The following is a 13,625-nucleotide window of genomic DNA, read 5'->3' as shown; positions in this document are numbered from 1 at the left end:
TGGTTTAATTTTCTGTTATCCAAGTGTTCAATGTAGTATTACGGGTTTCCAATACCAGTTTACAAAAGCCATGAGGTATTTTTCTCAGAGGGATCGTAGTTTTCCCTTTTTCTAAGGAAACGGTCTGTATTAGTTTGTAGATATCTTTTCCTCCTGTATTATAATTGTTGGTACTGGCTACATAGATTTTTCCTTCTCCTTTTAAAAGGTCTTTCCATGTCAGAACAAGATTCCTTTTTTCCTTTGCTGCTCTAAATTGTATTACATCTACAGGTTTTATAAGAGAGACACCGTCCCATTCTCTTTTAGTTTCTACTGGAACTTTAATATCTAAAAAATCAATCATTGTAGGTAATATATCTACAATGGCAGGAGTTTCCTTCTTAAAGTAGGTGTTCGTATTTTTTTGATTTGTCGCAATCCAAGTGCTTCTTTCACGATCACTTTGGTCCCCGTGGCCCCTGCCATCTTTAGGGCTTCTGCCATGATCCGTGGTAATAACTAAAAGCCATTCTTCATCATAAGCTTGTTCCCTTTTTTTGATGGCATTCCAAATTTTTCCGACAAGTCCATCTTCAAAATGTACGGCAGCATTGAATCTTTCACTGTCTCCGAAACCATGTCCCATATCATCTGAAAATTCTAAATAGACCCAAGAAACATCAGGAGCTTTTTCAAGAATAGTTTTAGCTGCATAGTCAGCAACCGTATAATCAATGAGTTTCATGAAATTACGTTCATTATCATGCGGATAGTTAATGGTGTCATGTTCAAGACCATCAAAAAAGTAATCTACTTTTATGTTTTCAGTTTCTTCAAGTCCATCACCCACCAGTTTAGTTCTATTGTCCAACCAAGAAGAGAACACCCCGATTTTCCCCTCCGCATTATGAGCCTTAAATAGTTTAAATATGGTAGGGTAACTGTAATTTGGGGCTTTAATACCGTTACCATAAACATTATGCTTGTTGGCCCAAGTCCCCGTAAGTAAACTATTATAACCTACAGCCGATATTGTGGGGGTTTCTGAATAGGTATCTTTTATACCGCCCACATAAGCATTGGAATAACTGCCCATCTTACCTATACTGTCAAGATATGGAGTGTTTGCCGTTTTGAGTTGGTCGGCTGAAATACCATCTACAATAATAAATACCACCTTCTTATTAATGGTGTCCAATGGAATATTGCATGCCGCTCTTGCTATTGCTAAAACAAAAAGGAGAAAAGAAAGAATAATATATTTTGATCTCATAAGATGATAATAAAAGACACACAAAGAAAAATAAACTGAACGACTGTTCAATTAACAAATATTTAATTGATTGTTACGCAATTGTAAAATAAGTTGAATGACTGTTCAATAAATATATTAAAAAAAAATAGAGTATTATTGTCTATTAAATTTTAATCTATAGTTGATGGGTAGAAAGAGCTTAGCCCCCATAAGAAGATTGGAAATCATTGAAGCTTTCTATGAAGTGGCCAAGGAAATTGGGCTAGAGAATGCCTCTATTGCCAAAGTAGCAAATGCAATGGGGATAAGTAATGGCCTGGTAATGCACTATTTCAACACTAAGGATGAATTGCTCTTTGGGCTTAAAGATTATATACTAACACAGCACCTTAATGTATTGACCAAAGGCAACAAGGAAGCTATTGAAACCCGAAAAGACCTTGAAGATTTGATTAAAAACCTTTTTTCAAGAAAATGGAACCAGTATTTTGATGATGGTGTTTTTTATAGCTGTTATGCCTTAATATATAGGAGCAAAGAATTTAACACTAGCTTTAAACAATACCTCTTAAAGCTTCATGATGTTTTAAAGGAAGAACTGCGACAAGCATATGACAATGGGGTTATACAGAATACCAATATAAATGAGCTAACCGAAGTTATTTTCGCCCTGATAGATGGTTCTTATTACTACATGGGTATGTTTGATCTAAGTGATTCAACCCATCAAAAGCAACAAGAATTATACATTTCCCATTGTTTAAGTCTTTTCAAATATCCTTAAAACATGAATACTTTTTTTGAGACTTTGGGTTGGATAGGATCTTTTTGTTTTATTTTTTCCTACTACATGCTCATACAGAAAAAATGGAAATCAACTCAACCCATCTATCACTGGTATAACATTGTAGGCAGCATTTTATTTGTGGTCAATGGGACACATTATTCGGCCTGGGCCATCATCTTTATCAATTTCGCATGGGGATGTATTGCCTGTTATGGACTATATATGAGTTATATGAAATAGCTTCTACCATTTTTTAGGCTAGGCATAAAATAGTGGAACTTTTAATGTATAATTTTACTTTGAATTATGTCTAAACTTAAAAGGAATTTGAAATCGTGATGTCTAATTAAAAAATAGCAGCATACCTCTTAACAAAATGTCCACTTTTTTGTTGCAGGTTCATTCTATCGCTTAAGGATATAGGTGAACTCATAACTGGCATATGGTGAACCCCTAACGGAATGGAAAATATGCCGTCCGTTTTATTGTTGGACCTTACCGCCATCTTCCAAGCTGGAATTATGGTTTCTGCTGTCCCCAAGTTCTTGAAAGTAGACCACCCGACGACCTGTCTGTGGAACAGATCCATTACCACTTTAAGGTACATTCATCTCTCACACACTTGCCCTGATAAAAGGTCGTGTCGGATACATAGACCTGATTTTCGTATGTACCATAGTTTGCCGAGTAAGTAACAATCGGAAAGTTAATCGTTGAGAACTGTAATTAAGATGGTGAAACCGACCCACCAACGTATTTTTATGCATAAAGAGAATGGAATTAGTACTGCGCTCAAAACCTATCTACATGACTATTTAGTAGTTGTCTTGTTAGAGCATACCGGTTATAAATGCATTAGAAGCCTTAATGCTCAAATTAAGAAAATGGTCTCTGAGAATTAAAAGACTTTTTCTTTTTCTGAAAACGAAAAGATTAAAATCCAGAATTTTTACTTATTGTTTTCCAGTTTTTCTTTGTGTTTCCTTAATTTTCGATTGCTCAGTCTAAATTTAACCTTCAATTCCTGATGCTTGGGTTTGGGGTCTTTACTATTTTGAATAAGTTGAAGGTAGAATTTGCTCCCGGCCTTTTCAAAACCTGTTTTTTCAGGTAGGGCCAACCCATCATTACTTTTGAGGTTTTTCCAAGGTAAAGAAATCCAAATATTTGCAAATGCATTTATTTTTAACCGCCCTTCTATAAAAAAATGTAGGGCCGAAGATTGTATTTCTGTTCGTGGGATAAGAATCTTACCATCTACAACTTGGAAGGTCTGTACAATAGGTTGAAATTTCAGTTGTTCAAAGCGCTCCGCCTTCATAAGTGGCACGTTATCCATTATGGGTTGAAACCCATAGATGGCCAAATCAATAAAATCGAGAGAAAGGGAACCGTTAAGAGAGTCCATGTCTAACTTACCTTGGTTATCAAGCCAGCCTGTAGCTTTTAATTTAAAATTAAATGTTCCTTCAATTTTATCAGTATTTTTTAAGGCATCATTATCTAAATAGTTTAGGCCAGAAATCAACTTTTTAAGCTCAATGTGGGCGACTTTCATTTCAATATCAACAGGCATCCTTTCTTTGGAAGCTAAACCAAATTTAAGGTCGAGATCTGCCGTACCGCCAAAAAAATCAAGTGCGGTCTCTGAAATATGGAATCTGTCACTTCGATCAAAATATAGTACAGACAAGAAATTTTCTATTTCAAGATTTTCATGTCTTAAGCTATCCAGCTCTATATTTAGCGTGGGATTAAAAGATGTATTGATGCCATTGAGGGCTTTTTTTAATCCGTTAAGGTTGATATCGTTTTTTGTGGTGTCTTCTGCCGACTTAAGTGTTGAAGACAGAAAAGACTTTATGTCTTTGGTGTCAAGGTAACTCGATTTAATATCAAAATTTGAACGTTGATTATTAATGTCATTGGTGTTATTGACAAAACTTGAAAAGTGATCGATGGTCCCCGAAAAGTCCACCGAACTTCTTCCGGGCAGATTCAGCAGAAGTTTCTTCAATGTAGCCATATCGTTTTCTATTGCTACATTCAAACTATCAATAGGTATGCTTAGTTTAGCCGCTTCATTATAAACTACCGATGGACCAAGTTTTAATTGGCCTTTCGTATTGGTATTGATCAATTTTAAGTTTTCCGACTGTCCATAATATAGGCCAGTAAATTCAAATGCACCCGAATTAAACTCAAAATTCGTGGTCTTGAGATAATCATTCAAGTCTTTACTTTCTCCTTTGGCGCTAGCAATAAAATTGAATTCAAAAGGATTGGAGAATAATTGATCTTTATCTGGTTTTGTAGTTGTCACAGTCCCTATGAGCTTCGCTTTAGAAGACTTATACCTAATATTCAAGTAATCTAAATTGAGTGTAGAATCATTTTTAAAATAAACATGTGCCCCAATTTTTTTTGTGATCAGGTCTTTGTATTGTAAAGAGTCTATGGACAAGCTGATATCAGGATCAAAATGGCTAATATCTGTAAAAACGCTATGCAGTTGCTTGCTTGGTTTGTCATTTTTTTTGTTTTCCTCGTCGCTTAATAAAGCGACCATATCCAAAACTTTATCTCCATCTAAAAAGGGCATTGAAACCGATAAATCTATAGAGCCAGGATTGCTATCGTGTTCTAAAAGAAAACTAGGAAACTTGCTTATTTTCCCATTTAATTCAATTGGTCGCAGATCAGCAAGGTCTAAATTGAATTTTTCTAAAGTGATGTTGGAGTCTTCTACCTTAAGAGTCAAATCATCAAACTGGATATTCAAATCGGCTGGCCGGTAATAATAACGATTATCAGTGAGTATGAGATTACCTTTGGCAGTTTGCAGCAGCTGATTAAATTCATAAATATTACCATTAACACTGCCGTTAAAATCGTACTGGCCAGAGATGATCTTTAATAATTTTATGTTGAACAAGTCCTTAAAAACCTGAACGGGCCCTAAAGAGTTTACCTCTAAGTCAAGCACAATAGGATTTTTTGAGCGTCCATTAGGCAATGGAACTTTAACACTGCCCTGTAACTTTGTAGCTGCCTCATCATATTTAAAATCAAACTCGCTAATAGAAATAGTTTCTGCGTCGATGAGCGATAAACGAGCTCTAACATCCTTTAATGTGATGTCATTAAAGTGCATTGATTTTAAATCAATATTAAATTGTGGATGAAATTGAGCGTATATGGTATTCAGGGTTTCGTGCAGTGTTTTCCGATTCTCAGAGGTTGACCTTTCGTCAGGGAGAAATTCGGTTGCCATTTGCATGATTTCATTAATATTAATGGCATTCGAAACCAAATCAATTTTACTAGTTGTAGAAGATACGGGTATTTTCGATATTAAATCTGCCGGATGACTAAGCCATCCTTTAAGCATCAACGTATGCCCTTTGGGCATTACTATTTCTAGTTTCCGAAGGTTGGCAATGTCTCGATTGAGATCCAAGACAATGCTGTTTATGGGTAATTGAAGACCATTACTTTTTAAAACTACCTGGGTATTCTCTAAATTAAACCTGCCTTTTGCATGATTGGCAAGCTCGGTGAGTACTGGGATATCTCCAGAAATTTGAGCCACTAAATCAAAATTACCACCTTTAAAATCGAAATTATCAGTGTCTATTAAGCGGGTCAATGCTTCATTGCTCCCTTTTAGTTCTACTGGCGCATTAACGTAATTTAAAACTTCGGGAGTGCTCATATAATAGGCGGAATCTACAACAACGGCAATGCCATGAAGGTCTGCTTTAAATGCATCTATATATAATTTGAGGTCTTTAGCAGTCTTTTTATCTTTTTTTAGACTATCGGTTGCATAGATGTCCGTAGTCAAACGTCCATTGAACGTCGCATTCTTTAAATGGTACAGGTCTGAAATAACAACGTGATTTTCCGAAGAAGAATATACTACGTTGACGTCGGGATCATTGCCATGGCCAAATGATCCCGCTAGGTTAAGTTCAGATTTAAAAGGCTGAACGATTTCGTAATCTTTTAATTTTGCGGAAATGCTATCGGTGAGCAAGCCTTTAACCAGCTTGAAATCCGTAGACGGGTTGGTCAATCTAAAGCTGTAGGTTCTAGTTTGGCCGACGTCAAAGTTTGCTTCAAGTCGGAACGTTTGATCATCGATATGAAGCGGAAACTCCAAAATAGCAATGCTATGGTTTTTTTTATCGAATTTAAATTCTGGTCTGCCTCTTACCCTAGCACCATTAAAAAAGGCACCTTTATCCATGTTGAATCCAAGTAAGTTAACGGTAACATCTAATGAGGCATCACCGGTTATAGCACCGAGATTACCATCATATCGTCCGTTGAGTTTATGAAAATTTAAATCAAAATGCTTGCGTTCTGTGGTATCTTTTGAAATGAAATTGACATTTTCCAGAGAAAATTGAAGCCTATTTTCATTTAGCAGCTCTGAAATTTGCAAAGGATCTACTGGGTCATTGGCCTTGTCCAATTTGATTTGCCTATAATAGGCATTGGGTCTGGTTGGTATGACCTCTGAAAAGATAGTCGCATTTTTTATGTTTATCCTTTCAATTTTCACATCTCCTTGTAATAGATCTTTAGGTCTTACCGTGATTTTAACCTGCTCGATAGATATGGAAGAATGCTTGTCTGAGATAGTATCGATACTGGTTTGTTCAATGTCTGAAATGGTAAAGCCAATTTTAGGAAAACTGCTCAAAAAGCTCGTGTTGATCTCACCGATAGAAAGGGTACCATTATGGTTTTCACTATACCATTCTTGGAAAACATTGATAAGGGTGTCTCTGTTTAACCAGCCAAGCGTAAAGAGACCGACAGGCATGCATATCAAAATGGCAAGCGTTAAGAGAATTCTCTTTAACCATTTGTGTTTGATGGATTTTTTACGATCAGGATTTACGTTTTCCAATAAGGAGCAATTTTTTACGAAAAATAGTACTAAAAAAAGACTTTTAAAATTGGATACGATAACTTCAAGTGGAGGCTACATCTCCGTTAGACCAAATGGTTGAAAATTAGAATAAAAAACTTTCTATTTCAATTAGAAATTGGTGAATTAAGTTTTTAAATAAAATGGAATCTTTTGCCTTTAGAATTATTTTAATGCATATGGTTAAATAACAGAAAGTAAAGTATTTTATTCGCACCTATCCCTATAATGGAATAGATTATTATTTTTAACTATATTAGTTATTCTAATTTTATTGATATGTCTGAAATAAAAATTATTGGTCTTAGCGCACCTGCTGGTTTTTCTATAAATGAATATCTTAAAAGCCATCCTGCAAATAGTAAAATAGTTTCTGAATTTGAAAAGGAAATTTTGAAACATATAAAGGATTTCTATCCTAAAGGAATTAAGCCTAATTACTCTGATTGGTATGCCGGTATGACAGATAAAACCCATAGCAGATATAAAGCACATAAAAAATCTAGAAACATAGAAGACCTTCCTAATTATAAAAAGTTTTATTTGTATAGTATGAGTAATGCAAGAATGCTCGAATCCAGACTTTTTAAAAAATATGGAATGGGAAATAGCAATACTACTGGGGGTATTTATATACATTCTAAATATGTTTATGTTTTTCACGAGCAAAATGCAAGATTAAAAAGCCTCTTGTGATGATTCTCCTAATTCAAAATTTAATCTCATAATTCTATTTTGTATTTTTCTAATTCTTTCATATATAGGGGATTCTTCAATTATTAATTCTGAAATATCTCTTGTATAATTATGATATATCAAATTAGCGTTTCTCTCATTATTTAACATTTTTATAAGTTCGTCCTCATTCATACCCATAGGACTTTTATCTTTAAGTCCCATAAGCCACCTCCTTTACTTGTTTGCTGTCTTTAGCTTTCCAGTACTCTAATTCCTTATCCTGTTTCAAGGCGTTTTTAAGGAACTTATCGAACTCGTCACCCCTGTAATTTCGGTGGTTGAACTTCCATTCGTATTCAATCAGGTAAAGCGGTAGATACTTCTTACTTATCGCTTTAAAACTACCTCGTATCCCGTTCTTAACGTAACTCCAAAAACCCTCGATTGTATTTACATGAACAATGCCCTTACTGAAACTTTTGGAGTGGTTTATTTCTAACCTATCGATGTATTTTTCAAGTTCCTTATACGATCTAAAACCATCGGTAATCAAAATGGAGTTGTCTTTTTTAGCGTAGGTCTTTAGCATAAAAAGAAGGTTTCTTTTGGTCAATTTTTCAATGAGTTTAGTTTTGACCATGCCCTTTCTTTGAACCATACCCGCAACGGAAACTTTGTTCGTTCCACGACCTCTTTTATTGGTAATACTGGCAAGGTCTGGAATATTGTCCGTGTGCTTTCCAGTTTTACGGGCTTTTCCACCGAAATAACTTTCATCCATCTCGATCATGCCGTTAAGTTTGGTATTCTGTATCAACATACCTATCCTGACCCTCATAGCTGCGTAGTATGAGGTTTTATAGCTACCACCTATGTTACGTTGTATTTCTTTTGCGGATATACCCGATTTTGAATTAAGCATAAGGGTAATGATAGCGAACCATTTAGGTAATGGTAGCCTAGTATCCTCGAAAATGGTATCAACCAACACCGAAAATGACCGTTTACAATTCTTGCAAGAATGCCGTGTTTTCTCGGTTTTTTGGCGAGAGGTCTTTTTTGAACTGCAATAAGGGCATTTTACGATTTTGCCCCACCTTAATTTTTCCAGTAATTTCAGGCATTTCAACTGGGTATTATATTTTTTTTGTACTTCTAGTATATTCATCTCGGATTGCTTTATTTTGTTAGTGTTTCAATCAATTCCTATTCCATTATAGGGAGAGGTACGATTTTATTTTAAGTTCATTTATAAGAGAGTCAAAAAATCGGTCAAAAGTCAAGTTTTTGTTATTTAACTAATTGATATATAAATAATTGAGTGGTTGGGTTCAAACTCGGCCACCTCAATGAAAAGGGTGTCAAAAGACACCTAAATAGTACTAATCTTATGAAAACCAAGGATTTAAATTTTTCTTGGTTTCATTTGAATAGTTTTGAAATCATAATCGAAGGTGTCTTATTTTCTGACCTGCATGTAATGGTTTAAGACATCGTCAACTTATAACCTCTGCCTTTATTAAAACTGCATATCGTGATTTTTATAGAAAGGCCCATACCTTTTTCAATCACTTATACACTTATCTAATTTATCTTAAATAGTACCTGCCTTCTTCCATAAAATACGATTAAAAAGACTTTAAATTATGACATAAGTCAGATTTTAGACAAAAAAGAATTTCAACATTTGTAGCTTATTTAAGTTACATACACATGATTACATCTCAACCAATACACACTTTTCATATTCCAGTAATGGGGTTAGCCTATACCATAGACAGTCCTATTCGCGTGGCCCATTATGGAATTTCTTCTGTAATTTCCATTATCGATGATGAGCTTATGGAAAAAATGAATGCACTTTACAGCAAAAAATTGAATCTGCCCTATAACGAAATAACCAAGAAAGCAAAGGACTACCGAGCAGCACGTATAACATCCTATTTAAACCTAGTAGATACCATTGTTAAGGAAAAATTCTCAAAATTTAAGTCTGAACTAGCTGAAAGTAAATCAGCATTAGAAAACTTCATTGCCATGTTACCAAATACCTCCAATTTAAAAGAAGGGCTCGTGAACCTGATGGATGAAGGGTATATTTTAAAGGAGAATATTGAAAACTTTTTGGAAAAACATTTGAAAGCGGGCGACATTGATGTAAACATCATGACCAAGGTTGATAAAGACAATTTTAATAAAAACGAACAACTTCCGGTTGAATTTAACGACGCACATGCATCACTTCGTGGATTTGCCAATAGTAACCTTAATTCTTCCGTGGTACTCTCGGCAGGAATGAATCCAAGATTATATAGCTACTTTGAAAATTTTAAAGACTTCTTTCCTGACAAGAACAACCAATTAAAGAAAAAGATTATTCTTAAGGTCAGTGATTACCGCTCAGCAACCATACAAGGTAAATTCTTAGCAAAAAAAGGACTTTGGGTTTCAGAATATAGAATTGAATCTGGTCTAAATTGTGGGGGACATGCATTTGCAACAGATGGGTATTTACTAGGACCGATTTTAGAAGAATTTAAGAGCAAGAAAACAGAATTAATCCAAGACACCCATCAGGTTTACATAAAGGGCTTAAAGCAAAAAGGGTTGACTGTCCCTGAGTTTCCTTTAGATTTAAAACTGACAGTTCAAGGAGGTGTAGGTACCGCTGCAGAACATCAATTTTTACTGGAAAATTACCAAGTAGATTCCGTAGGCTGGGGAACCCCATTTTTATTAGTACCAGAAGCTACCTCTGTGGATGAACAAACTAGAAAACTACTAGTAAAAGCAGACGAAAAGGATTTGTATTTAAGCACTATTTCGCCTTTAGGAATTCCGTTCAATACCATTAAAGGAACTACAAATGAATACCTAAAGCAACAACGTATCGATAACAATAAAGCCGGGAGTTCATGTCCTAAAAAATATTTGGCCTTAAGCAAAGAACTGGGCCCTGAAGGAGTTTGCACTGCGTCTAAAAAATACCAAGATGTTAAATTACAGGAATTAGAAGCAAGAAAAGGTGAATTATCTAAGAATACTTACGAAAACGCTAAGTCTAAAATAAATGAAAAGGCATGTCTCTGTGTAGGTTTGGCCAACGCATCTTTATTGGAAAATAATATAAAAATAAAAGGGCAGGCACAGGGTGTTGTCATTTGTCCAGGACCTAACATTGCCTATTTCGATAAAGAAGTTTCACTGTCTGCTATGATCCAGCATATTTACGGAAATAATTCAATCCTATCCCAAAATAATCGTCCGAACATGTTCGTCAAGGAATTAAAAATGTATGTAGATTATTTAATAAAGGAAATGGAAACCATGTCGGAAGAAGTTTCCGCTAAGCAGATTAAAAAATGGGATGCTTTTAAAAGTAATTTACTGGTAGGAATAGAATATTACCAAGATTTATTTAAAATCTCAAACTCTTCGGAGAATAAGTGTATTCAAAAAGAACTTTTATTTTATAAGAAAAAACTTAATTCGGTTCAGCTGACATTGGAGAGCTGTTAGGCTGATGGTTTTAAATGATGTATATCTTTCTTACAATCTTTAGACAATCTCTGCCAAACGAAATACAATATAAGGGACTCTTTAAATACGAATTTACCTAAACCAAAAAACTGATAAGGTACGTTAGGTGATAGATGTAGAATGGAGTTGCCATCTTTAGTGCAAGACAGATGTAATACGTAATTTTAAATGTGTAAGGTGCATAGAAACTTCATGGCCCATGTAAGATGATGGTGGCCGATTTAAGTATGATTAAATGTTAGGTAGCGGAAGTGGAAAATCTAGCCGGACATTGATCTGGGTCTACTTCGTGAATGAGGCAGAAATGCACGTTACAGCTGAAAATCTCCTGCAAAGAGATTTTTAAGCGTATAGACAGTAGTTTTGTCTTTTGAAATTTACCTATTTTTATATGTGGAAGTCTACTGACCAATTTTGTAATGAACTATAAGACAATATTTACACAGAACATATTTTTTCTTATTACAGTAGGTGTATTTTCTTTTTGTTCAGTGCTTTATTCACAAGGAGATAAATTTAAGGATTGGCTTCCGGAAGAAATTGAATATTATAAGAATCTAGAAAAATTAGCCGAATATGTACAGGATAAACCTGATACTATTTTTGACATCTCAAAAGATTCCGTTATCCAGAAGTTTCTTTTTATTAACGAAGCCTCTAAAGATTCGATTTATGACAATACGGTTTACAGTATCGAATATAAAAATGGGTTGTTCAATACCTATTTTATAAAGGCGATTAGTAAACATGGTTTGCAAAACCTAGATGCTAAACCTCTTCGTTTCTATAATAAAACGGATGCTATATATCGTCCTTTTAGAAAAAGCTTACATGATATTTCCCCTTTTATTATGGTATATTACTTAAAACAAAGCCCACATAAACCTTTAGGAACTTTAGCGTTTGATCCTAAAACGAAAAAGTTGACTTCTTGGATATTATTAAATCAAGGAGACTCGGCCTGGTATTATTTATAATGGTTTGGGAATTTTCATAGTGAGTTTATAAAGGCAAGCAGATCTTCCCGTTCATCTGTACCCAGTGCTTTAAAATCTTCTTTTGCTTGTAAGGCTTCTCCACCGTGCCATAATATGGCTTCTGTAATGTTATCTGCACGACCATCATGTAGTAATTTTGTGTGGCCATTAACAGTGTTGATAAGCCCAATGCCCCATAAGGGCGGAGTTCTCCACTCCGTACCTTCGGCAAGGTAATCAGGTGCATTATCGCTTAAGCCCTCTCCCATATCGTGCAGAAGCAAATCTGTAAAAGGACGAATTACTTGATTTCTAAAGCCGTTGATATAATAGGTGTTTCCGGTTTGCATTTTTGGAATATGGCATAGATTGCACTGAATACGGTTGAAAATTTCCTTTCCATTTAAAACATTCTCATCACTATAATTTCTACGGGCAGGAACTGCAAGGGATTGGGAATATAATACAACTTTGTCAAAATTAGCATTCGTTATTTCTGGAGAACCTCCATTCGGAATCACATCGCAATCTACACCAGGAGGGCAATTTTCATTAGGGAATAGGTATGAGGTAATTCCCATATCTCCTGAGAACGCGCCTGCCACCTGCTGTTTTATTGAAGGTTGATTAGCTTTCCAACCGAAACGGCCTAATTTCTGGGAATCACTTTCTAATTCATATACGTAATTGGGTTTACCCGAGATTCCGTTATTATCCACATCGTCAACATCTGCAAACCCCAGAATTGTGCTTTCCGGAACAGCTTCCAATAATCCTAACCCTATGATCTGATTGGCTACACGCGGCGATACCAAAATCTCTGGGGCTAAAGGGCCATACTCTAAATTCACAATACTATAAATGGGTTTTTTTAAGACAACCTGCGTACCATCGGCTAAGGTCTCGTTCGAGGTTTCATAGGTAATTATGAACTGTCCTTCCGTTTTTTGTCCGAGAACTGAGGCATCTTGTAATTGATGTCCGTATGTAGCTTCCGAATAAGCAGCTCCATGTTCATCAACACCCGGTAAGCTTAATCTAAGTAACAAACCTGTTCCTATTTCCCCATCGAAAGCAGGGGGACGACCACGACCATCTTTAAAGTGACAAGAAGAACAAGAGACCGCATTAAAAAACGGGCCCAAACCGTCACGGGCAGTGGTAGAGGAAGGTGCGGAGACCCAGCTTTGCCTAAAGAAAGAATTTCCGACACCGAAATCTACTTGCTGTGCTGCCGTCAAGGCCGAACTAGAAAAGCCAAATGCTTCTGCAGAGGCGTTTATAACCGTAGAAACCCCACCAGAATTCTGCTCTCCATCCTCTGGAGCTAAAGAGATATATTCATCATCAGTACTACAACTTGTAATGATGACAGTACTTAATAAAAGTAAGCTCACTTTAATACTTCTCATGCTCATGATACATCCTAAAATAATTAAAAGTGCTGCAAAAATACAGCACTTT

Annotated in this window: 12 protein-coding genes; 6 read left to right on the top strand and 6 right to left on the bottom strand. The window is 35.5% G+C overall.

All coding sequences use genetic code 11. From position 1 onward, the window contains the following. Positions 1-4: 4 nt before the first annotated feature. Positions 5-1,255 (bottom strand): alkaline phosphatase family protein, encoded by a 1,251-nt coding sequence (locus ACNR9Q_RS15085; RefSeq protein WP_419212060.1) that lies wholly within the window; start codon positions 1,253-1,255, stop codon positions 5-7. Positions 1,256-1,421: 166 nt separating this feature from the next. On the opposite strand from ACNR9Q_RS15085, the gene ACNR9Q_RS15080 reads away from it, so the two are divergent. Both ACNR9Q_RS15080 and ACNR9Q_RS15075 read left to right on the top strand, forming a co-directional pair. Continuing rightward, positions 1,422-2,021, top strand: coding sequence for a TetR family transcriptional regulator (locus ACNR9Q_RS15080; protein WP_419212059.1), 600 nt, complete (start codon positions 1,422-1,424; stop codon positions 2,019-2,021). 3 nt (positions 2,022-2,024) lie between these two features. Continuing rightward, on the top strand, positions 2,025-2,264 hold the full coding sequence (locus ACNR9Q_RS15075; RefSeq protein ID WP_419212058.1) for a CBU_0592 family membrane protein: 240 nt from the start codon (positions 2,025-2,027) through the stop codon (positions 2,262-2,264). Between the two features lie 106 nt (positions 2,265-2,370). On the opposite strand, the gene ACNR9Q_RS15070 is transcribed toward ACNR9Q_RS15075, so the two are convergent. Continuing rightward, complete coding sequence (locus ACNR9Q_RS15070) at positions 2,371-2,631, bottom strand: hypothetical protein (RefSeq protein ID WP_419212057.1); 261 nt, start codon at positions 2,629-2,631, stop codon at positions 2,371-2,373. A gap of 106 nt (positions 2,632-2,737) precedes the next feature. Here ACNR9Q_RS15070 and ACNR9Q_RS15065 point away from each other — a divergent pair, with 106 nt between their 5' ends. Beyond that, entirely contained in the window at positions 2,738-2,926 is a 189-nt protein-coding gene (locus ACNR9Q_RS15065) for a hypothetical protein (protein ID WP_419212056.1), read from the top strand. 47 nt (positions 2,927-2,973) lie between these two features. On the opposite strand, the gene ACNR9Q_RS15060 is transcribed toward ACNR9Q_RS15065, so the two are convergent. Further along, positions 2,974-6,945, bottom strand: coding sequence for an AsmA family protein (locus tag ACNR9Q_RS15060; protein WP_419212055.1), 3,972 nt, complete (start codon positions 6,943-6,945; stop codon positions 2,974-2,976). A 300-nt stretch (positions 6,946-7,245) separates the two neighbouring features. Between ACNR9Q_RS15060 and ACNR9Q_RS15055 the strand changes: the two genes are divergently transcribed. After that, positions 7,246-7,662 (top strand): hypothetical protein, encoded by a 417-nt coding sequence (locus ACNR9Q_RS15055; protein ID WP_419212054.1) that lies wholly within the window; start codon positions 7,246-7,248, stop codon positions 7,660-7,662. Here the strand turns inward: ACNR9Q_RS15055 and ACNR9Q_RS15050 are convergent. Together ACNR9Q_RS15050 and ACNR9Q_RS15045 are read right to left on the bottom strand one after the other, a co-directional pair. Then, entirely contained in the window at positions 7,645-7,866 is a 222-nt protein-coding gene (locus ACNR9Q_RS15050) for a hypothetical protein (protein WP_419212053.1), read from the bottom strand. The two genes, ACNR9Q_RS15055 and ACNR9Q_RS15050, sit on opposite strands and share 18 nt — an antisense overlap. Further along, positions 7,856-8,812: an IS1595 family transposase gene (locus ACNR9Q_RS15045; protein ID WP_419212052.1), complete on the bottom strand. Its 957-nt coding sequence runs from the start codon at positions 8,810-8,812 to the stop codon at positions 7,856-7,858. Before ACNR9Q_RS15045 ends, ACNR9Q_RS15050 begins: the two co-directional genes overlap by 11 nt. Before the next feature lie 545 nt (positions 8,813-9,357). Here ACNR9Q_RS15045 and ACNR9Q_RS15040 point away from each other — a divergent pair. Beyond that, positions 9,358-11,163, top strand: coding sequence for a hypothetical protein (locus ACNR9Q_RS15040; protein ID WP_419212051.1), 1,806 nt, complete (start codon positions 9,358-9,360; stop codon positions 11,161-11,163). A 440-nt stretch (positions 11,164-11,603) separates the two neighbouring features. Further along, complete coding sequence (locus tag ACNR9Q_RS15035; protein ID WP_419212050.1) at positions 11,604-12,161, top strand: hypothetical protein; 558 nt, start codon at positions 11,604-11,606, stop codon at positions 12,159-12,161. A 14-nt stretch (positions 12,162-12,175) separates the two neighbouring features. Here the strand turns inward: ACNR9Q_RS15035 and ACNR9Q_RS15030 are convergent, their stop codons facing one another. Continuing rightward, complete coding sequence (locus tag ACNR9Q_RS15030) at positions 12,176-13,573, bottom strand: di-heme oxidoredictase family protein (protein ID WP_419212049.1); 1,398 nt, start codon at positions 13,571-13,573, stop codon at positions 12,176-12,178. Positions 13,574-13,625 lie beyond the last annotated feature (52 nt).

This window comes from Maribacter sp. X9 (assembly GCF_048537565.1).
GTDB lineage: Bacteria > Bacteroidota > Bacteroidia > Flavobacteriales > Flavobacteriaceae > Maribacter.
This window is presented reverse-complemented; position numbering and strand designations above follow the sequence as displayed.